Annotated in this window: 15 protein-coding genes and 1 pseudogene; 12 read left to right on the top strand and 4 right to left on the bottom strand. The window is 71.7% G+C overall.

The window, feature by feature from the left end; translation table 11 throughout:
- Positions 1 to 666: 666 nt before the first annotated feature.
- The 9 genes from ACIBH3_RS05895 (at position 667) to ACIBH3_RS05935 (ending at position 11,997) form a co-directional block, all read left to right on the top strand.
- On the top strand, positions 667 to 1,452 hold the full coding sequence (locus tag ACIBH3_RS05895; protein WP_396310642.1) for a helix-turn-helix domain-containing protein: 786 nt from the start codon (positions 667 to 669) through the stop codon (positions 1,450 to 1,452).
- Positions 1,453 to 2,069: 617 nt separating this feature from the next.
- The gene (locus ACIBH3_RS05900; RefSeq protein ID WP_396310643.1) at positions 2,070 to 2,573 is read left to right on the top strand and encodes a DUF4142 domain-containing protein; all 504 of its coding nucleotides are present in this window, start codon (positions 2,070 to 2,072) and stop codon (positions 2,571 to 2,573) included.
- 74 nt (positions 2,574 to 2,647) lie between these two features.
- Complete coding sequence (locus ACIBH3_RS05905) at positions 2,648 to 4,039, top strand: DUF1996 domain-containing protein (RefSeq protein ID WP_396310644.1); 1,392 nt, start codon at positions 2,648 to 2,650, stop codon at positions 4,037 to 4,039.
- Between the two features lie 277 nt (positions 4,040 to 4,316).
- Positions 4,317 to 5,084: a hypothetical protein gene (locus ACIBH3_RS05910; RefSeq protein ID WP_396310645.1), complete on the top strand. Its 768-nt coding sequence runs from the start codon at positions 4,317 to 4,319 to the stop codon at positions 5,082 to 5,084.
- A complete protein-coding gene (locus ACIBH3_RS05915) occupies positions 5,081 to 6,526 on the top strand; it encodes an NADH-ubiquinone oxidoreductase-F iron-sulfur binding region domain-containing protein (RefSeq protein ID WP_396310646.1) in 1,446 nt (481 codons plus the stop codon). The genes ACIBH3_RS05910 and ACIBH3_RS05915 overlap by 4 nt, the downstream gene beginning before the upstream one ends.
- Positions 6,527 to 6,797: 271 nt before the next feature.
- Positions 6,798 to 7,895 (top strand): SCO0930 family lipoprotein, encoded by a 1,098-nt coding sequence (locus ACIBH3_RS05920; RefSeq protein WP_396310647.1) that lies wholly within the window; start codon positions 6,798 to 6,800, stop codon positions 7,893 to 7,895.
- Entirely contained in the window at positions 7,895 to 8,368 is a 474-nt protein-coding gene (locus tag ACIBH3_RS05925; RefSeq protein WP_396310648.1) for a hypothetical protein, read from the top strand. The genes ACIBH3_RS05920 and ACIBH3_RS05925 overlap by 1 nt, the downstream gene beginning before the upstream one ends.
- A 482-nt stretch (positions 8,369 to 8,850) precedes the next feature.
- The gene (locus tag ACIBH3_RS05930; protein ID WP_396310649.1) at positions 8,851 to 9,735 is read left to right on the top strand and encodes an RNA polymerase sigma factor; all 885 of its coding nucleotides are present in this window, start codon (positions 8,851 to 8,853) and stop codon (positions 9,733 to 9,735) included.
- Positions 9,736 to 11,262: 1,527 nt separating this feature from the next.
- On the top strand, positions 11,263 to 11,997 hold the full coding sequence (locus ACIBH3_RS05935) for an RNA polymerase sigma factor (RefSeq protein ID WP_396310650.1): 735 nt from the start codon (positions 11,263 to 11,265) through the stop codon (positions 11,995 to 11,997).
- A gap of 228 nt (positions 11,998 to 12,225) precedes the next feature.
- Here the strand turns inward: ACIBH3_RS05935 and ACIBH3_RS05940 are convergent, their stop codons facing one another.
- Both ACIBH3_RS05940 and ACIBH3_RS05945 read right to left on the bottom strand, forming a co-directional pair.
- Entirely contained in the window at positions 12,226 to 12,582 is a 357-nt protein-coding gene (locus ACIBH3_RS05940; protein ID WP_396310651.1) for a TetR/AcrR family transcriptional regulator, read from the bottom strand.
- Positions 12,583 to 12,652: 70 nt separating this feature from the next.
- Positions 12,653 to 13,858, bottom strand: a pseudogene (locus ACIBH3_RS05945) (short-chain fatty acyl-CoA regulator family protein); the annotation flags it as partial.
- Between the two features lie 2 nt (positions 13,859 to 13,860).
- On the opposite strand from ACIBH3_RS05945, the gene ACIBH3_RS05950 reads away from it, so the two are divergent.
- A complete protein-coding gene (locus tag ACIBH3_RS05950) occupies positions 13,861 to 14,610 on the top strand; it encodes a 3-hydroxybutyryl-CoA dehydrogenase (protein WP_396310674.1) in 750 nt (249 codons plus the stop codon).
- Positions 14,611 to 14,793: 183 nt separating this feature from the next.
- Here ACIBH3_RS05950 and ACIBH3_RS05955 read toward each other — a convergent pair whose 3' ends face one another.
- Positions 14,794 to 15,738, bottom strand: coding sequence for a LysR family transcriptional regulator (locus tag ACIBH3_RS05955; protein WP_396310652.1), 945 nt, complete (start codon positions 15,736 to 15,738; stop codon positions 14,794 to 14,796).
- Positions 15,739 to 15,847: 109 nt separating this feature from the next.
- Between ACIBH3_RS05955 and ACIBH3_RS05960 the strand changes: the two genes are divergently transcribed.
- Together ACIBH3_RS05960 and ACIBH3_RS05965 are read left to right on the top strand one after the other, a co-directional pair.
- Positions 15,848 to 16,765 (top strand): NAD(P)H-binding protein, encoded by a 918-nt coding sequence (locus ACIBH3_RS05960; protein WP_396310653.1) that lies wholly within the window; start codon positions 15,848 to 15,850, stop codon positions 16,763 to 16,765.
- Positions 16,755 to 17,120, top strand: coding sequence for a darcynin family protein (locus ACIBH3_RS05965; RefSeq protein ID WP_396310654.1), 366 nt, complete (start codon positions 16,755 to 16,757; stop codon positions 17,118 to 17,120). Before ACIBH3_RS05960 ends, ACIBH3_RS05965 begins: the two co-directional genes overlap by 11 nt.
- Before the next feature lie 194 nt (positions 17,121 to 17,314).
- On the opposite strand, the gene ACIBH3_RS05970 is transcribed toward ACIBH3_RS05965, so the two are convergent.
- Complete coding sequence (locus tag ACIBH3_RS05970) at positions 17,315 to 20,017, bottom strand: AAA family ATPase (RefSeq protein WP_396310655.1); 2,703 nt, start codon at positions 20,015 to 20,017, stop codon at positions 17,315 to 17,317.
- Positions 20,018 to 20,100: the final 83 nt, after the last annotated feature.

Here is a 20,100-nt window from a genome sequence, read left to right on the forward strand (position 1 = left end):
CAGCCTACAAGCAAGCGGGAGAATACCTGTTCGGTCGGCACAAGTCTCGAACGATCCAGCATTCGTCACTTCCGGCGCTCAACTTGGCCGCCAACGGCTCCAGCGGCGCCTCCTCCTGACCGGACCATGACGATTGGCGATCGCCACCCGCGATGGCCGTCGCTCCGCACCGACCGGTCAACTCAATCCCGAACCGTTACCGGCCGCCTGATTCACCATCGACGGTGACCACTTCACGCGAGCACCGCGCCCATCGATACGTACACAAGCGATCCCCTGACGGCAAGGCCTTCGACGCCATGGAGGGCCAGTGCGGCGATGCGCGGGAAAGCGCCCCGGCAAACCCGGATCACCCTCCCGAAAGATAACGGATCGATAACGGCGCGGGACGAAACGTCCGAGGCCGCCTCTTTAAACGATGCCTGGCCCCGTCGGGGTCGGTGGCTCTGAGGGAGGTGTCGCCATGCAGGAAGTGTGCTCTGGCAGTAAGTCAGCAGTGCCGACCCCGTACGACGTCTTTGTGCTGGGGAAGGCCTTGGGCAAAGCAGCGCCCAAGGACTCGCAGCGTGTCGCGCTGCATTCTTCCCGGCCCTTTCGAACAAGTGCGCTCACGGGTGGTCCCATCGCCATCTGTCCCCAACCCGGCGCCTCGGGGAGGGGGTCACGATGAAAGAGCCTGCCCTGCGGGGCGCCATCGGCCGCCACGAACTGACCCAACGCCGGCTCAACGACCACGGCGGCGACGGCGACCTGAGCGCCACCGCCCTCGGCCCCCGAAATGGCGGTGCGCAATGGAACTCCTCAGGCACGATTCAGGCGGTGGCACTGTCGTCGGCGCCCGGAGATCCCCCGACGGGCCTCTCGCTGGCGGAGGTCGTCGCCGATACCGAAGGACTGCTGCCCTACCTGCTGATCCCCGACCCGGTGCCGGGAATGCACCGGACGCTCGCCCACTGGCTGAACGGACGGACGGCGGCGGTGGGGCCGGTCGTCCCGTTCGAGGACGCGGGGGTCTCGCTGGGCTGGGCCCGCAAACTGCTGACCATGGCCCCGCACTGGCCGGGGGTCCCGGGCGAACTCCTCTTCGTCGAGGACCACCTGGTGAAGCTGATGCTCTTCCAGGATCCGCTGCTCGCGAGCCACCTCTCGGCCAAGTGGCTGGGCAGGCTCCGTGACATGACGCCACGCCAGCGGGCCTGGACCGAGGAGACGCTGCTCGCCTGGCTGGAGGGCGGAGGCGCGACCAAGGCCGCTCGCCTGCTCCGGGTCCACCCTCAGACCGTGCGGTACCGCCTCCGGAACCTGGAGCGGATCTTCGGCAGCAGTCTCCGCGACTCACAGTCCAGGTTCGAGATCCTCCTGGCACTGAAGATCCAGAACATGGCCTCCGAGAGTGCGCGCCTGCGACACAGAGCCGGGCAACTGCCCTCGGGCCGGCCGCACGGCACCTGACCGGGCCGCCGGGGCCGGCCCGCCGCGCCTGCGAGGCCGGCCGGCCGCACCCCCTGCTCCGGCGACACCAGGAATTCAGGCGTTCAGGCCACTCAAGCCACTTCAACCGACACGGCCGATTCGAGGCCCCTGTTCGTCGTGCCCGGAAACAGGGCCGACGCGTGATCGCCACACCGGACCAAGGCCGTCCGTCATTTCGTCCATTTCAACTCTGAGAGCTCGGACCGGGGCCTGACGAACCGCGGAATCCGTCCATCGCTGATGAATCAGCCGACTGACGGCCAGGCAGTTCGTAGAGTGCTCCATGCGGTCGCCAAGAATCACCGGAACAGAATTCCGGATGGAATTCCTTGCGGCGCCCTGCTCCTCCCGGCATGATGAGGAAGACCCCAATGTCACCTTCGCGGAAAAAGCGCGGTCAAGAATCGGCCTCCTACGGGCTCCCACGGGTGAGCCGGCTACCTGGGTCGTTCGCGACTCTTTTGGTGATCGTCGGCCTGATTTCCACTGCTGGGGCCCTGGTGTACCCCGCCGTGAAATCGGCCAGTGCGTACAGCAGTCCGCCTGCGGGCGATACGCAGGGGGCGACGCAGACGACCACCGGGCCACTCACCGCCATGGACCGCGACTTCGTGAAGAGGGTGCGGCTGGCCGGGCTGTGGGAGATACCTGCGGGCCGGATGGCCATTGCCCGGGGCACCACCCCCGAGGTCAAAGTCGCCGGCCAGCACCTGGTCCAAGGACACATGGATCTCGACAAGGCCACCCTGGACACCGCCCAGGCCCTGGACCTGAACGTGCCCAGCGAGCCCTCGGCGCAGCAGAAGGCCTGGCTCAAGCAGCTCGACGGCGCACAGGGTGCGCAGTTCGACGAGCTCTTCGCGAACATCCTGCGCAGCGCCCACGGGCAGGTGTTCGCCGTCGTCGCCCAGGTGCGCGCCAGCACCCAGAACTCCACGGTGCGAGATCTGGCGACCCAGGCCAATGCCACGGTGCTCGACCACATCACCGTTCTGGAGAACACGCGGCTGGTCAAGTTCGGCGACCTCACCCCGCTGCCGGCCGGTTCACCCGCGCCGACCGCGAGTCCCGTGCCGACACCCGGCGGACTCGTCCGCTAGGTCCGCCAGACGACGTAGATGAAGGCTGTCCGCGGCCTGCTTGTCAGGCCTGATCCCACTGAGGTGTGCAGAACATGAAGTCTCGCAAACGCGGTACAACGAAGAGGAAAGCCGGTTCCCTGCTGCTGGCCGCGGTGCTGGGCACCGCCGGAGTGGGAGTCGTCACGGCGGCGGCGTTCGCCGGCCAGCGCCCCTGGAGCTCGCAGTCGGCGTCCCAGCAGATCGGCACCGTCGCCTGCGCCGATGCCGGGGTGGCCCTGAACACGGTGCCGGAAGCCTCCCAGGAGGGGGTCGACAAGGATCTCGCGGAGCTCGACGTCCAGGTGGCGGATGCGTACGGCAAGCTGGCGGCGCCCGGATCGCGTGACAATGAGAAGCGCGTCCTGAGTGATCTCTCCAACAAGCGCTGGGCGACCCTGAAGAGCCTGGCGGCGAAGGCCGGCCCGGACTCCGGTCTGCCGCAGGACCTCAAGGGGATGGCGGACTGCGCGGTCAGGCACGACCTGGTCGCCGATGACTCGGCCAAGGCGTACAGCCCCGACGGTCAGGGCGGGGTGGTCGCCCAGACCCGAGCCGCCACGAAGGCGAAGGCCGTCCAGGGGCGTGGCTTCGTGGACATCAAGACCGTCACCCCGAATGTCAAGAAGCCCGCTCGGACGGGGACGGCCAGCGGCTCCTTCACCTCGAAGTGCGGGCTCAACGAGAACCGCCACCTCAACCCCGACAACGTGATCGTCGCCCCCGGCGTGAGCAACGGCGCGCACCACATGCACGACTACGTGGGCAACCTGGCGACGGACGCCTTCTCCTCCAACGCCAAGCTCGCCGCGTCCGGTACCACGTGTACCAACGGGGACAAGTCGGCCTACTACTGGCCCGTCCTGCGGGTCTTCGACGGGACCAACGAGAAGGACGCCAAGGCGCCGGGCGGCGGCAAGGACCGCAACGTGGGGAAGATCCTCACCCCGGTCGAGGCCGGCATCACCTACACCTCCGCCACCGGGAACAAGGTCCAGGCGATGGCCCAGTTCATGCGGATCATCACCGGTGACGCCAAGGCCTTCACCAACGGGTCGGCGAACGTCCGGGCGTCGTGGAGCTGCACCGGGTTCGAGGACCGCCAGGTCGTCGACAAGTACCCGGTCTGCCCGCAGGGCAGCAAGGTCGTCCGGTCGCTGAAGTTCCCGGACTGCTGGGACGGCAAGAACGTCGACAGCGCCAACCACCGGACCCACACCGCCTTCTCCAACGCCGCGGGCGCCTGCCCGAAGAACTTCAAGGCGATCCCGCAGCTGGAGGAGCGCATCGCCTACAACGTCCCGGTCGGTTCCCGGTTCGCCGTCGACAGCTTCCCCGAGCAGTTGCACAACCCGATCACCGATCACGGTGACTTCATCAACAACATGAACAAGGGTCTGATGGACCAGATGGTGAGCTGCATCAACGACGGTCGCCGCTGCGGGTGACCCGTCCGGGGTGGCCGGCCGGAGCCGGCCGCCCCGGGCAGGCCGGCCCGTGAAGGGCCGGTCCCCAGTACACGACCACCGGGATCCGGGCCGGGGAAGAACGGGCAGCTACAGCTCGTCGCGGCTCGTCGAACGGCCCGCACCGGGATCAGTGTGCTGATTCGACAGGAAGTTCAGGACAATGCCGGAGGACTCAGGAATGGTGAGAGGGCAAAGGCGGCAGTCACGGCGCTCCGCAGAGGCGCCGCGGCGCGCCGAGCGGGGAAGCCGGGCACGCGTGGCGACCGAGGACGAGCGGTCGGCGGAAGGCGGTCAGAAGTCGTCGGCTCCGTGGTCGCTGCTGCCGGTGGCGGCAGCGGGCCTGGGCATCGCGGCCGTCGCCGCCAACCCCAGACTGCAGGCGTATCTGACGGTGGGAGCCGGAGTGTTCGCACTCGTGTCGTTCACCTCCGCGGTCCTGTGGGGGCTGTCGGCGACCGACCGGCTGATCCTGCGTCCGGTGCACCGTCTCGCCGCGCAGGCCGTCCACCGCGCGATGGGCATCTCGGGCGTCGTCTTCCTGGTCCTCCATGTGTGGATGAACCTGATCACGAATGAGATCGGCACCATCGCCGCCTTCGTGCCGTTCGCCGATGCGAACCGGCCGGTGATCCTCGGACTGGGGACGGCCGCCGGCTATCTGTTCCCCGCAGTCGCCATCGCCGGTGCGGCCCGCGGGCTGCTCGCCAAGTCCGGTGACGCGCGCCGGTGGCGGCTCATCCACGTGTGCTCCTACCCGGCCTGGGGCGCCGCCCTGGTCCACGGGCTGAACGCCGGCCGGATGGCCGCCGTCTGGGTGGTGGCGCTCTACGGCCTGGCCGTCGTGGGCGTGGTCATCGCGCTCGCTCTGCGGCTCGCCGTGCAGGACCGGTCCGGCCCGCGCCTGGCCGCGGCCCGCCCGCGCCTGGAGACCGACGGCCCGGACGCCCCGCGTCTGCCGACGGCCGCCGACCGGGACCTGGCCGACACCATCACCATGACCGGAATTCGGGGGCAGAACGGGTGAGCACCTCACCACCACCCATCATCTGGCTCGGAGAGCCCGTCCTGCTCGCGGGGCTGGAGGACGAGGGCCGGGTCGACTACCGCTCCCACCTCGTGGTCCACGGCCAGATGCCGGCGCCGATGAGCGCGGAGGAACTGGCCGACCTGGCCGAGAACGTCAACCTGCGCGGCCGCGGAGGCGCCGGGTTCCCCTTCGCCCGGAAGCTCACCGCCGTCGTCAAGTCGGTCGCCCGGCGCAAGACCAGGCCGGTCGTGGTCGTCAACGGAACGGAAGGAGAACCGAGTTGTCTGAAGGACAGGACGCTGATCCTGCGGACCCCCCACCTGGTGGTGGACGGTGCGCTGCTGGCGGCCACCGCCATCAACGCGGAACGCGTGGTGATCGGCGTCACGCGGACCGACACGGAGGAGTCCCTGCGCCGGGCGCTGGCCGAGCGGAGGTCCCTGAAGCCGCCGGTGACGGTGACCCGGCTCCCCGAACGGTTTGTCAGCGGGGAGGGGAGCTCCCTCGCCCGCGGAATCACCAGCGGGATCGCCCTTCCCCGTGGAGGGGGTGTGCGCACCAGCGACAGCGGTGTCGGGGGAGCCCCCACCCTGCTGTCCAACGCCGAGACGTACGCCCAGCTCGCCGTGGCGGCCCGCAGGGGCGCGCTGGGGTACCGGGAGGTGGGCCTCCCCGACGAACCCGGTACGGTGATGCTGACGATCGCCGGCGCGACCGTCGTGGAGACCCCGACCGGAGTACCGCTCAGCGGCGTACTCTCGGTGTGCGACCTGGAAATCGGGCAAGGGGTCCTGACCGGTGGGTACCACGGCAAGTGGCTCACCCCCGAGGCCGCCTACTCCGCCGTGATCTCACGGCAGTCCTTCCAGAGTCTCGGAGGAGGACTGGGCGCCGGTGCCATCCTGCCGCTGCCGGAGACGACCTGTCCGCTGCGGGAGGTCGTCAGGATCTCCCAGTGGATGGCGGACGAGACGGCCGGCCAGTGCGGGCCCTGCTACCTGGGACTCCCCGCCCTGACCAAGGCCGTGGAGGAACTGGTACGCGGCGGTGGCCAGCCCGCACTCGACACGGTCTACAGCCGGATGCGCGCGGTCACCGGGCGGGGAGCTTGCAGCCACCCCGACGCCGCCTCCCGGTTCGTGGCCTCGGCCCTGTCCGTCTTCAACGAGGACCTGGTCCTGCACTCCTACCAGGGCGGCTGCGGCCGGCCGTGCCAGAACATCCTCCCGCTGCCGGAGATGGAGAGCGCCGGCACCATCATCGTCGACTGGACGCTCTGCGAGGCCCACGGCCTGTGCACCGGCGTCCTGCCCGATGTCATCCAGCTGGGGGCGGACGGCTTCCCCGCCGCGGGCAGCATGCCCGTGCCGGCCCAGCTGCTCTCACAGGCGGCGAGAGCCGTCGACCGCTGCCCGGCGCTCGCGTTGAGGATCCAGTGAGAACGCGACGGTTCCCGGCAGTCTCCTGATCGATCGACGCACCGCGGATCGCCGCTGCGGATCCCCTGTGCGAATCCCCTGTGAGCGACTGTCACCTCCGCGCCCTTGAGCGTCGCAGGCAGCCTGAGACCTGCGCGGAGCACCGTGCCACCCAGAGAGATCCCGGAGGGATATCGGCCCTGATCCAGCTCGCACGACCCGGGACCGCGATCCGACGCAAGGACCGGTTCAACGGAAGGTCAGAACCACCGATGGAAAGGCAAGGAATATGTTGACGAAGCGATACGGTCTCGCCGCGCTCTGTCTCCTGCTGGCCGGGCTCCTGCTCATGGCCGTGTACGGAAGCATGAGCAGCAGCGCGAAGTCGGCGGCCCCGCAGCAGAACAACGGACAGCTGGTGGGCGCGCAGGACGCGGCGCCGGCCGGGGCCGGGGCAGCCGGCGCCGCGGGCAGCAGCAGCGGCTCCTACGGCTCGTACGGCGACCTCACCTCGTCGCCGTCCGCCGGTGCTCAGCCCAGCAGTGACCCGTCGAGCGGTGGTCAGCCGGGCGGCACCCTCGCCGTGCGCAACGACGCCAAGCTCGGCTCGGTCGTCACGGACGGCCAGGGCTTCACCCTCTACCGGTTCGACAAGGACACCGCCAAGCCGCCGCAGTCCAACTGCAACGGCGACTGCGCCAAGACGTGGCCGCCGGTCATGCACGAGGGCAGCATCGCGGGCGCGGGCATCGACTCGAGCCTGATCGGCGAGGTCACCCGGGCCGACGGCTCGCGGCAGCTGACGGTGGGCGGATGGCCGGCCTACCGCTACGCGAAGGACGCCGCGGCCGGCGACACCAACGGCCAGGGTGTCGGTGGTACCTGGTTCGCCCTGGCGCCCGACGGTAAGAAGGCCGGGGCCGCCCAGACCGGCGGTTCGTCGTCCGCCCCGTCCGCCTCGTCGAACTACCCGTCGGCGATGCCGACCGGCGAGGCCCCGAAGCCCCACCAGTCGCAGGCCCCGGTCCAGGTCCAGATCTCCATCATGGTCCACCCGCAGGTCGGTTCGATCATCGTGGACGCGCAGGGCAGGACGCTGTACACCTACAGCAAGGACGTCTCCTGGCCGCAGATGCACTCGAACTGCGAGGGCCAGTGCACCAACACCTGGAAGCCGGCCCCGCCGGTCGACCCCAGCCAGATCAAGGGCGTGGACCCGAAGCTGATCGGCAAGATGCAGCGCGCCGACGGCACCTGGCAGCTGTCCATCAACTGCAAGCCCGTCTACCTCTACATGGGCGACAAGGCCTCCGGTGACGCCCGCGGGAACGGCATGGACAACCAGTGGTCGGCCATCACCGCCTCGGGGACGCCGGCAGTCGGTAAGTGATGTCAGGAGATCCCGCCATCGCGACCGGCCGACAGGACAGGACCGTCCGGCTCACGCTCCAGTGGCTCGCGCTGACCGTCCTGCTCGCCCTCGGGGTCCTCGAACTGGCCGGCGGAACGGGAGGGTTGCTCGCCTCCGCGCAGGCACCTTCCGGCCCCGTCCGGAACTCCGTGGAGGACCTGGCCAGGAGGATCGGCTGTACGGCCGACATCACCGCCGATGCCGCGGATCTCCGCCAGGGACTGTGCACCACCGCCGGGGAGGAGATCTGGATCGCCACCTTCCCGACCGACGGCGCCCAGCAGGCCTGGACCACGGGGGCCGAGGCCTACGGAGGGTCCTACCTGGTGGGTGACCGATGGGTGGTCGTCCTGTCCGACACCACCGCCGATCTCCTGCACCAGAAGCTCGGTGGAGTGATCACGGGCGGCGCGGACCACACCGGGCACCAGGACCCGTCCGGTACCGGCTGACCCCATCGACCGGGCGGTGGCGAGCCACGCGAGCTCCCGGCCACGCAAGCTCCCAGCTCGCCGAGGAACTGGGAATCCCGTGGAATCGCCACCGCCCTCGGACCCCGGGAACCCCCGGTGTACGGCGGCCCAACCGCCGCCCCAACCGGACCCGGCCGAACCCAGGAGGTGAACAAACGAGCCCCTACAGCAGGAATCCAGCCCCGGTCACCGCCGCCGGACCCATCGGCAACGGGGAGAAGCCGGAGGCCGCCCCGCGAGGGCGGAGCCCACCAACCGGCGGTATCAGGCGGGGGTGCCCACGGCCGACGCCGATGGGCACCCCCGCACCGCGGGTTCTCACCCCGATCTCACCCCCGATGCGTACGACACCTCGGCGGACGACACCCGGCCCTCGCCCGGCCGACTCCAGCCCTCGTCCGGCCCTCGTTCACCAAGGTCTGCACACACCCTCGCCGGCACCGAAACCGGAGGACAGTCGCGTGATTCCCCAAGTCAAGCTTCTCACCCGCGCTCTCGGAACGCCTGGGCCCGCCGTACCCGACTCCCGGCTCCTGCGCGAGGTGGCCGGCGGCCGGCCCGCCGCGTTCCAGCCGCTGATCGAACGACACTGGCAGCCCGTGCGGTCCTACCTCGGCACCTGTGTGGGAGACCCGCGGACGGCAGACCGACTGGCCGAGGAGGCCCTGGCCTGGGCCTACCGCCTGGCACTGCGTCAGCTCGGCTCGACCCTCCCCTGGCGGGTCGAGGTACTCGCCTCCGCCCGGTCCTCCGCCATCCGCCTGCTGCTCCAGGAGTACGGGGCCTGCGCCCTCACCCCCGGGTTCCGCCGGTGGGCGATGGCCGGAGGCCCGCGCCCGCTGAACACCACCCGGGATCGGCTGACCAAGTCCTATCGCCGGCTTCCGCCGAGCCAGCAGACCCTGCTGTGGCACACGGCGGTCGAGTGCGAGGACACCGACCGGGTGGCCGCCATCACCGGAACCCGGCCCGCGCACGTCACGGCCGCTCTGGGCCGGGCCCTGACCGCCCTGCGCGAGGAGTACACCGCGCTGTACCGCCGAGCGGTCGAACAGCGCCCCACCTGCGCCGACACCGCGCGCACCCTCTCGGCGGCGGCGAACGCCACCGTGGCGTACGTGGACCCCGAGGGACACCTGGCCGGTTGCGCCCTCTGCCAGGAGTGCCGGTCCGACCTCTTCGACCTCCGCGGCGGGCTTCGCCGACAGCTGCCCGTGATGCTGCTGGGATGGTGGGACGAGAGTGGCTACCGCCGGCAGCTCGCCGAGACCTCGCCGCCGCGGCTGCCGCAACTGCCTCAGCTGCCTCAGGACCTTCTCGCTCAGGAGAAGCCGCACTGGTGGTGACGTCCAGGGCGTCCAGGCCTTCCAGGACGCCCTGACGGGTGCGTCGCGGACGCTCCCCCGGCGCCTGAAGCGCCGGTGCGGCAGCGTCCGCGACGCCACGTTCCGAGGCCTCCCGGCCCTCTGCCGACCGGCCGAGCAGAACCGCCGACGCTGAACCACCGCGGTGCCCCGGCGCGACCGCCTGCCAACCCGCTTGACGGCCGGCAGGAGGGGACGGGCCCGCCACCGGCTGCCGGCCACTGCCCGGCCAGGACGCGCGCGACGGCCCTCCTCGCGCCACGCGCAGGCCGCCGGAGGACAGGCCCGCCCCCTCGTACTTCCTCTCCTACCGTTGACGGCACGCCGTGAATCCAGCACGCGCCCTCGGCCCTCCCGCCCCGTCCCCGGTTGACTCCGAACTACGGCGCCTCGCCGGTCGCCGGCGACGTGAGAGCAGCGGGCGTGGCCACGGCCAGGTCCGGTCACCCTGTCCACCCCGGCCGTTCAATCCGGCACCGCGGGTCACCCATTCGTACGGCCCACGGCCACTGTCCGCTGTCCGCCGGGCCATCCGGCCGGCGCGGCGGCCGGCCACGGTTCCCGCCGAACCCCCGGATGTGTCCCCTCACACAGGCTCGGGTTGAATGCAACCATCGGGCGGGGCTGCGGCATCCCCTCCAGAACAGGCTCCATCTGCCCGGCGCGACAGCCTTCCCGACCAGACGTTCGGTCGAACAGGTCTCTTGACAAGGGTTGATGACCCTACGCCGACCCGCCGGTAGGCACTCGCAGCCTGACATGGTGCCAATGACTCACCCCGCATTCGGTCGAACCACTCTCTTGACAAGGGTTGATGACGCCAAGCCAACCCATCGGTAGTCACTCACAGCCCGGCATGGTGCCAATGACTCGCCTGGCAGCGGACTCAGAACATGCCAAAGCTGTATCGGGCTTTCTGTTATATCCGGTCAGTTTGGTGCGGACGCGGGGCTGGTGAGACCAGTGAGGCCCAGGCGGCCCCTGGCGGCACGGGCTACCGAGCCGTCCGGGCGGCCCGGACGGCCGCCGGCGTCGATCCCCCGCTATTCGGATTGGGAATCGTCAACCGCTTGGCGGGCTGGGACGCGATTGCCCGAAAGCCGTCTGGCTGGTGTGCTGTGGACCACCCCTCCACCGCTTCCCGACGGCATTGCAACCGTCTGCAGCCGGTCCCGTCCGACCGGTAGACCGAGGGCATCGACAGAGGATACGTCCCGCGCAAACCGGGTGCCCCCGCACCCGTCCGCCCTGACCAGCCAGGCGCAGCGCCGCGCCTGACCAGCCTCGCTGACAACAGAGCCCCCGCCCCAATCTCCCCGGCCCCGTGCGGCCGCCGCACCCGCCAGTGCGCGCGAACTGCCGGCCACGAGGCAACCAGACCTGAGGAGAATCACCTTGACCGTGCGTACTGACGACTACGGACTGGGTCTGAGCACCTTGAGCGACGCCGAGCTCTCTGCAGTACTCCCCAGCATGACCACGACTGACACCTCCCGCGTGGGAGAGGTGATGGCAGAAGTGTTCGCCCGGCACCACGGCGCGGTACTTGCCTACGCACGCGGCTACTGCCGTGACGCGCAGACCGCCCAGGACCTCGCCGCCGAGGCCTACGCCCGCACGTACGTCTCCGTCGCCCGCGGCCACGGACCGCGGCACGCCTGGCGCCCATACCTGATGGCCTGTGTCCGCCGCACCGCGATGGAGTGGAGCAGGCACTTCACGGGTCGCGTCGTGCTGCGGGAGGACTTCGACACCTGGGTCGAGCACCTCGCCGGCGACGCGGAGACCGAGGGCGCCCTGCTCGCGACGGAGGAGACCGCCCTGGTCGCCAAGGCCTACCGCTCGCTCCCCGAGCGGTGGCAGGTCCTCCTCTGGTTCTTCGTGGTGGAAGGCGAGCCGGCGGCCGCAGTCGCTCAGCGCATGGGAATGACCCCGAGCGGCGTGCGCTCCCTCGCCGCCCGGGCCCGCGAAGGACTCCGCGAGGCATACCTGCGAGCGGACGCCCACCCCGCGGCCAAGCCGGAGTGCCGCTACTTCACCGCCCTGCTGGCCGACGCCCTCCGCCGCCCCGCCCGACGACGCGGCCGTGAACTGGCCCGTCACCTGCAGAACTGCCACGGCTGCGCCCAGGTGGCCGCAGACTTCCAGCGCGCCAACACCAACCCGACTGTCGCCACCACGACTTCGGCTCCTCCCCGCCCCGACAACGCCCGCCCCCGCCGACGCTCGGCCCGCCGTCAGTGAGCGACGTCCGTTCCGAGGCCGGCACCTCGTCGGCTGCATCCAGGTGGCCCACACCCTCCGGCCACCGTCGGACCGGGCCGACCCCAACGGCACCTATGACATAGACGAATACGCCCGCCTGGCCGCGCCCGGAGCACAAGGGAACGCATCACTTCCCCTAGCTCCGGGCCCAAGCCGGATGCCCGGCGAGCCGTGCGTCGGGGACGAAGGTGTCGCTCCGCAGAGCGTTCAGATCACCGCCCTGGCGTCGCGGGCGCGTTCGAGCGGCTCTCCACCGACCGACCACAGGGCCCGCTTCAGTTCGGTGGTGCGCGCCAGGGCGTCCGTGGGCGCGGCGGTGACCGCGGACAGGGAGGCGTCGGTGACCTGCGCCTCGACGGTGCGGGCCAGGAGGCCGGCGAGGGCTCGCCAGGGATCCCCGTCGGCCGGCGCCTGCTCGCCGTGGGCCGCGAGGGTCTCCAGGCAGGGGGTGGCGACGGTCTCCAGGAGCGCCTCGGCGGTCGGGAAGTGGCGGTAGACGGTGCCGACGCCCAGTTGGGCGCGGTGGGCGACGTCGTTGAGCTGGAGCGGCGTGCCGTCGTCCACGAGAACACGGGCGCGGCAACGACCGATCGTGAACACCGGCAAGGAGGCCGTGCCGTGGAGCGGCCGGGCGTCACTCTCTCGTGCCCCGGGCCTGGCCCGCCGGCTCCATCCGCACGGGGTACGGCACGAAGGTGCTGGTGTGCTCGTCGACCGCCAGGGGGCGGCCGATGGCTGGTGCGGCGCGCTGGGGGCAGGCGGGGCGTTCGCAGACCTTGCAGCCGAGGCCGATCGGGGTGGCCACCGCCTCGTCGCCGAGGTCGAGGCCAGCGGAGTACACCAGCCGTGCGGCGTGGCGGAGTTCGCAGCCGAGTCCGATGGCGAAGGTCTTGCCCGGCTTTCCCCAGCCGCCGGGCGAGCGGGTCACCGCGCGGGCGGTCCACAGGTAGCGGCGTCCGTCGGGCATGGCGGCGACCTGGACGTGCACCCGGCCGGGAGCGGCGAAGGCCTCGTAGATGTTCCAGAGCGGGCAGGTGCCGCCGGTGCGGGAGAAGTGGAAGTCGGTGGCGGACTGGCGCTTGGAGACGTTGCCCGCCCGGTCGACCCGGACGAAGGAGAACGGCACGCCGCGCAGCCGGGGGCGCTGGAGGGTGCTGAGGCGGTGGCAGACGGTCTCGTAACCGACGCCGAAGTGGTCCGCGAGGTGCTCGATGTCGTAGCGGGCCGTCTCCGCCTCGGTGTGGAAGGCGGCGTAGGGCAGGACGAGGGCGGCGGCGAAGTAGTTGGCCAGGCCGATCCGGGTGAGCGACCACTCGCTGGACCCTTGCGGGCTGTCCTGGACGGCGAGTTCGGACAGCAGGGCGTCGTGTTCGAGGTACGCAAGCTGGGTGGCCATCCGGAAGGCCTGCTGTCCCGGGCGCAGGCGGTCGGACAGCCGCAGCACCCGGGCGCGCGGGTCGTACGTGTGGAGGTGCTCTCCCCCGGTGGCCAGCTGGACGCCGTGCGCGGACGCGAGGCGTTCGGCCAGCACCGTTCTGACCTCGCCCCGCCGGATCCCGATCCCGGTCGCCAACTCTTCTGCGGCGAGGTCGAGTTCGTGAACATAGTTCTTCCGACGGTAGAAGAACTCCCGGACCTGCTCGTGCGGGGTGCGGGCGTCGGCTGCGGCGGCCGCCGGGCCGCGGTCCCCGGCGAGGACGGCGAGCTGCTCGGCGACGGCCCGGCGGCTGCGGCCCAGGTCCATCAGCACCCGGGCGACGGCGGGCAGCCGGGTGGCGAGCTCGTCCAGGTCGCCCGGGGTGAGACGGCCGGCGGCGAGCTCCTCACCGAGGGAGTCCCGCGCTGCGCGCCGCCCGCGCCCGGATCGACCGCTCCCTGCACCGCGCGGTCGACCGCGGCCGCATCGGCCCGGCCGAGCGCGAGGACGCCTGGGCGCACCTGCTCTTCGCCGACGACCTGGAAGCGCTGGCCGACCGTCAGCTGGTCGTCGAGGCCGTGATCGAGGACGAACGCGTCAAGACGGACGTGCTCACCGCGCTGGACAAGGTACTCGCCGACGAGCAGGCCGTCCTCGCCACCAACACCTCCGCGATCCCCGTCACCCGGCTCGGCATCGCCACCGGCCGCGCCTCGCACGTCCTCGGCCTGCACTTCTTCAACCCCGCGCCGGTCATGCCGCTGGTCGAGCTGGTCTCCTCACTGCACACCGACCAGAGCGTGGCCAACCGGGTCGAGAGCTTCGTCAAGGACACTCTGGGCAAGCACGTCATCCGCTCCCGCGACCGGGCCGGCTTCGTCGTCAACGCCCTGCTGGTGCCGTACCTCCTGTCGGCGATCCGGATGGCCGAGGCCGGCCACGCCACCGCTGCCGACATCGACGACGGCATGGTGCACGGCTGCGCCCACCCGATGGGACCGCTCCAACTCGCCGACCTCATCGGCCTGGACACCGTCCAGGCCATCGCCGAGTCCCTGTACGCCGAGTACAAGGAGCCGCTGTACGCGCCCCCGCCGCTGCTGTCCCGGATGGTCGAGGCCGGACTGCTCGGCCGCAAGACCGGCCGCGGCTTCCACCCCCACCGGGCCGGGTGACCCGGCCGCCGTACCCGCCGGTGCCCCGGCCTCCGTCGCGGAGGGCCGGGGCACCGGCGTGCGTGTGTGCGTGTGTGCGTTTGTGCGTGCGGGAGGATCAGTGCTCCGGCTGCCGGGCGCTGGCCACGGTCGGGTTCGGGCCGGTGTCCGGGCGCCCGGGTATGCGCGGACCCGCGCCGCGGGCTACTCCTCCCGGGCCGGGCGGAGTACCCGGCGCACGGCGCCACGCAGCCACTGGTGGGCCCCGTCGGCGGTGTGGCGCGGGTGCCAGGCCATGCCGATCGTCAGCGGTGGCAGCGGCAGCGGGATCTCCAACAGGTGCAGTCCCAGCGCGTGCGCCGCGTCGCTGAGTGGTGAAGGGGGCTCGCCCGGCAGCGCGGCCGGCACCAGGCAGACCACGTCGCCGACTGCGGCCAGCGCCATCGCCGCCAGATGTCCGGGCAGGACGGCGCTGATCCGCCGGCTGAGCCCTTGCTCGGCCAAGGCCGCGTCCAGCGGGCCGGTGAAGCGTCCCCGGCGGCTGACCGCCACGTGCTCGGCCGCGGCCAGCCTGGCGGGCGTCAGGGTTCCTTCGGCCAGCGGGTGCCCGGCCCGGACGCCGGCGGCCATCCGCAGCGTGATCAGTTCGTCGACCCGGGTCTCCGGGTCGACGTGGTCGATGGCCCCGATCTCCAGATCGATCCGGCCCTCGCGCAGCGCGGGGCCCGCCTCCCACTCCTCCGCGAGCACCCGCAGCGAGACGCCCGGCGCCCGGCGTCGGGCCAGCCCGAGCAGACCCGGCGCCAGCGCCGCGCCGACCAGGTCCGAGGCCTGGACGGTGAAGGTGCGCCGCAGTGCGGCGGGGTCGATCCCGCCGCTCGGCGTGAGCAATGCCTCCAGCCGGCGCACCACCGCGGCGGCCTCGTCCCGCAGCGCCTCGGCGCGGGGAGTGGGCACCATCGCCTGTCCCGCGCGCACCAGCAGCGGGTCCTGGAGCACCCGGCGCAGCCGGGCCAGGGTGCGGCTCATCGCCGCGGGGGAGGTGTGCAGCCGCGCGGCGGCACGGGTGACGCTCTGCTCGGTCAGCAGGGCGTCGAGGGCGACGGCGAGGTTGGCGTCGAGGTTCGGGACTGGGCTGCTCACCGGCATTATTCCGTTTCAGGCAATGATTGGATGCTGAAGTTCCCATTGTGGCAATCCGGTTCGGGTCGCCACGATGAGGGGGCCGTACCGATCCGAAACAGACCGAGAGGTTTTCATGATCGTCATTACCGCCCCCACCGGCAACATCGGCCGGCGGCTGCTGTCGCTGCTGGTCGAGGCCGCGCCCGCGCGTGGAGAGGAGTTGCGCGTCGTGGTCCGCGATCCCGCCCGGCTCCCCGAGGCCGTGCGCGGACGGGTCGAGGTGGTCACCGGCTCGCACGGCGACGCCGCGACCCTCCAGCGCGCCTTCACCGGGGCCGACGCCGTCTTCTGGCTGGTGCCGCCGGACGCCTCGGCCACGCCCGACGAGGCGTACAGCGGCTTCACCCGCCCGGCCGCGCGGGCGTTCGCCGCCCACGGCGTCGGCCATGTCGTCGGCGTCTCGGCGCTCGGCCGCGGCACCCCGCAGGCCGCCCACGCCGGGCTGGTCACCGCCTCCCTGGCCATGGACGACCTGATCGCCGACTCCGGCGTCGCCTACCGCGCCCTGGCCAACCCGTCCTTCTTCGAGAACCTGCTGGAGGAGGCCGACTCGATCCGCGAGAGCGGCGTCTTCACCGACACCGCCGCCGCGGACCGTCCGGCCCCGCTGGTGGCCGTCGCCGACATCGCCGCGACGGCCGCCGGGCTGCTGCTGGACCGCTCCTGGACCGGCGTCGGCAGTGTCCCGGTGCTCGGCCCGCAGGACCTGTCGCCCGACGACCTGGCCCGCATCATGACCGAGGAGCTGGGCCGTCCGGTCCGCTACCGGCGCCAGCCGCTCGACGAACTGCGGTCCGTCATGCTCGGCTACGGCCTCAACGAGGCGTTCGTCGAGGGCATGGTCGACATGAAGCGCGCCAAGGACCAGGGCCTGGACTCGGGCGTCGACCGCTCGCCGCAGGCGGGCCCGGCCACCGGATTCGCGCAGTGGTGCGCGCAGACTCTCAAGCCCGCCGTCCTCGCCGCACCGGAGGCAGTCGATGCCCACTGACCGAACCGAGCCGCCGGTCACCGCGTTCATGCTGGTCAAGACCACGCCCGAGTGGCTGGCGATGACCGTGGCCGAACGCGTCCAGGCCTTCACCACCCAGGTCGTCCCGGTGATCGAGGCCCGCACCCATGGCGTCCGTTCCCGCTTCTACGACACGGAGTTCTACTCGGCGCGGGTCACCGACATCTGGGTCTGGGAGGCGGACGACCATGACGCCTACCGGCTGCTGATCGACGCGCTGCGCGAAACCCCCTTCTGGGACCGCTACTTCGACGTTGTGGACCTGCTCGTGGGCACCGAGAACGGCTACGCCCGCACCTACGGCCTGGAGCCGGTGGCCACCCTCGCCACCTGACGCTCCTTCCCGGCCGGCCGGTGCCGCCGCCCCGCGGAGGCACCGGCCGGCAGTTCAGCCGAGCAGACGGCAACGTGACCCCGCGTTGTCGCCCGCCGGGAGATCAGACAGCTTCTCCCGGCCGGCGCGGATCGATCGGCGGCCAGGACGGCGGACAAGCCGGAGCTGCGTGTGAGCGGGGATCACCAGCGATGTCAACCGGTCTGCTGTTGACCTTGACCGAGGACCTGGGGGAGGTCGGCGCGGGAGCTGACGCCGAGTTTGGGGAAGGCCCGATAGAGGTGGTGGCCGACCGTGCGGGGGCTCAGGAAGAGCTGGGAGGCGATCTCGCGATTGGTGGCGCCGGTCGCGGCGAGCCGTACGACTTCGCGTTCCTGGGGGCTGAGCCGGCCGAGCGGCACGCCCGGCTGACCGGCCTGGTCGATGGTCTCGCCGCTGGCCTGCAGTTCGGTGCGGGCCCGATGCGCCCATGGCTGGGCGTTGAGCTTCTCGAACGCCTCCAGTGCGGCGCGAAGGTGGCGGCGGGCGTCGGAACGGCGTCGGACGCGGCGGAGCCACTCCCCGTAGAGCAGCTCGGTGCGGGCCTTCTCCAGGGGCTGGGCGCCGTCCTCATGGAGGCGCAGGGCGGTTTCGAAGGCCCGCTCGGCCTCCTCGTCGGGGCTGGTCAGCGCCTCACATCGGCGGGCGAGGGCGGCCGCCGCGGGGCGGCGTGCGGCCACCGCCCACTCCTCCATCAGCGCCAACGGCTTCTCGAGCCGCTCGCGCTGCCCGGCGCGTACCGCGGCCTCGATGAGGTCGGGCAGGAGGAAGACCGAGAGCATCGGGTGGTTCACGCGGGCCTGCGCCGCTTCCAGGTGCTCCAGAGCGCGTTCCGCCTGGCCGAGGCCGAGGTCGAGCAGGCCCTGGGCGCGGAGCGCGTGGGCGGCGGCCAGCTCGATGCTGTGGGCGTCGGCGTAGTTCAGGGCCGCCTCGACCAGGCTGTGGCATCGCTCCCGATCGCCTTCGACGGCGGCCAGCGTGGCCAGGGTTGCGCGAAGGTAGCTCGCGCGGTGGTTGCGGCCGTAGTGCTCGGCGATGGTGAGCCCCTCGGCGGCGGCGGCGTAGGCCTCCTCGTGCAGCCCCATGGACAGCTGTGCCTGGGCGAGCAGGTGCAGCGCGGTGTGCAGCCAGCCGACCACGTCCTGGGCCCGGCAGTCGCGCACGCACGCGACGGCGACCTGGTGAGCGGTGCCGTGGTCGGCGAGGAGCTGCCCGTACGTCCCGGCCAGGATCCGTTCGGCGAATCCGGTGTCTCCGGCCGGGGGTTTCGGGACCGGGAGGTGCGGGCCGGCGCCGTGCAGGTCGGTCAGGGCCCTCGCCATCGCGTAGTCCGGCGAAGCGGGAAGCCGGGCGGCGACCTCGGCGATGAGCTCCCGGTCGCCCGAGGAGTGCGCCGTCTGGACGGCCTCGGTCAGCACCGGCGCGAGATCGGGGCTGGAGCCGATCCGGTCGGCGCATTCGATCAGGATGCGGGCGGCCCGGCTCGGCGACCCGTGGTCCAGCTCGACGATCGCTCGGACCCGGGCGAAGTCGGCGAGCATCGCGGGGTCCAGGGCGAGTGCGTTGATGTGGTCGGTGAGGGCCGCGGTGCGGTGGAACTGCCCGGCCTCGGCGGAGGTGAAGGCGGCGGCGGCCAGTCGCCGGGCGCGCCGGGCCGGGTCGGCGGTGAGCTGGGCGGCGCGTTCGTACGCGGCCGAGGCGGAGGCCGTGCCCTGCTGTCCGCCGGCCCGCTGCGCGACGTCCTCCATCTCGTCGGCGACCTGCTCGTCGACACCGGTCGTGGCGGCGGCCAGGTGCCAGGCCCGCCGGTCGGCGTGCTGGTCGCCTTCCAGCGCGGCGGCCAGCGCCTGGTGGGCGGCGAAGCGTCGGGCCAGGGCGGCGTCCTGGTAGGTGGCCGATCTGATCAGCGGGTGGCGGAAGGACAGGGTGTTCTCGGTGAGCCGGACGAGGGTGGCGCGTTCGGCCGGTTCCAGATCCTCCAGTACGGCGCCGGAGTCGGCCGATGCCCGCAGGACCAGGCCGAGGTCGCCGGTGTCGTCGGCGGCCGCCACCAGGAGCATGGCTCGCGTGGCGTCGGGCAGGCGGCGGATCTGCTCCTGGAAGGCCTCCTGGATCCGGTTGGAGGGTGAGGACAGGCCCGTCGGGAGCGTGACCGGGTTCAGCTGGCCGGCGCGCTGCTCCGCGGTCAGCGCTGCGGGCAGTTCCAGGAGGGCCAGCGGGTTGCCGCCTGCCTGCTCGATGATCTGGTCCCTGGCGTACGGGGACAGGTCCGCGATGCGGTCGGTGAGCAGCGCGTCGACGGCGGCGGGGGCGAGGCCTTCCAGCCGCAGCCGTGGCAGGCCGGCGATCTGCGCTCCGCGGGCGCCGTCGCGGACCGCGAACAGCATCACCACACCCTCGGCATGGAGCCTGCGGGCGGCGAACGTCAACGCGTCCAGGGACGCCTGGTCCAGCCACTGGGCGTCGTCGACCAGGCACAGCAGCGGATCGTCGCCCGCGGCCTCCGACAGCGTGGTGAGCACCGCCAGGCCCACGGTGAACCGGTTGCGCACCGCCTCGCCGGTCAGGCCGAACGCCGACCTGAGCGCGGCCGCCTGGGGTTCGGGCAGCCGGTCGAGGTGGTCGGTGACGGGCCGCAGCAGCTGGTGCAGGCCGCCGAAGGCCAGCTCCATCTCCGACTCGATGCCGACGGTCCGCAGCACCCGCCCGGCACCCGCGGCCTCGGCGGCGTGCTCCAGCAACGCCGTCTTGCCGATCCCGGCCTCACCGTGGATCACCAGCGCCCCGCTCGCCCCCGAACGGGCGCTCGAAAGCATCCGGTCTATCTGGTCCTGCTCCCCCACCCGTCCATACAACATGGGGTAACCGTACCTAACATTGTCGATCTTCCGATCTTCACGTTAAGTCGCACCGACCGATGTGGCCGACCGTCAGACTCCCT

Source organism: Kitasatospora sp. NPDC050543 (assembly GCF_044457565.1).
Lineage (GTDB): Bacteria > Actinomycetota > Actinomycetes > Streptomycetales > Streptomycetaceae > Kitasatospora.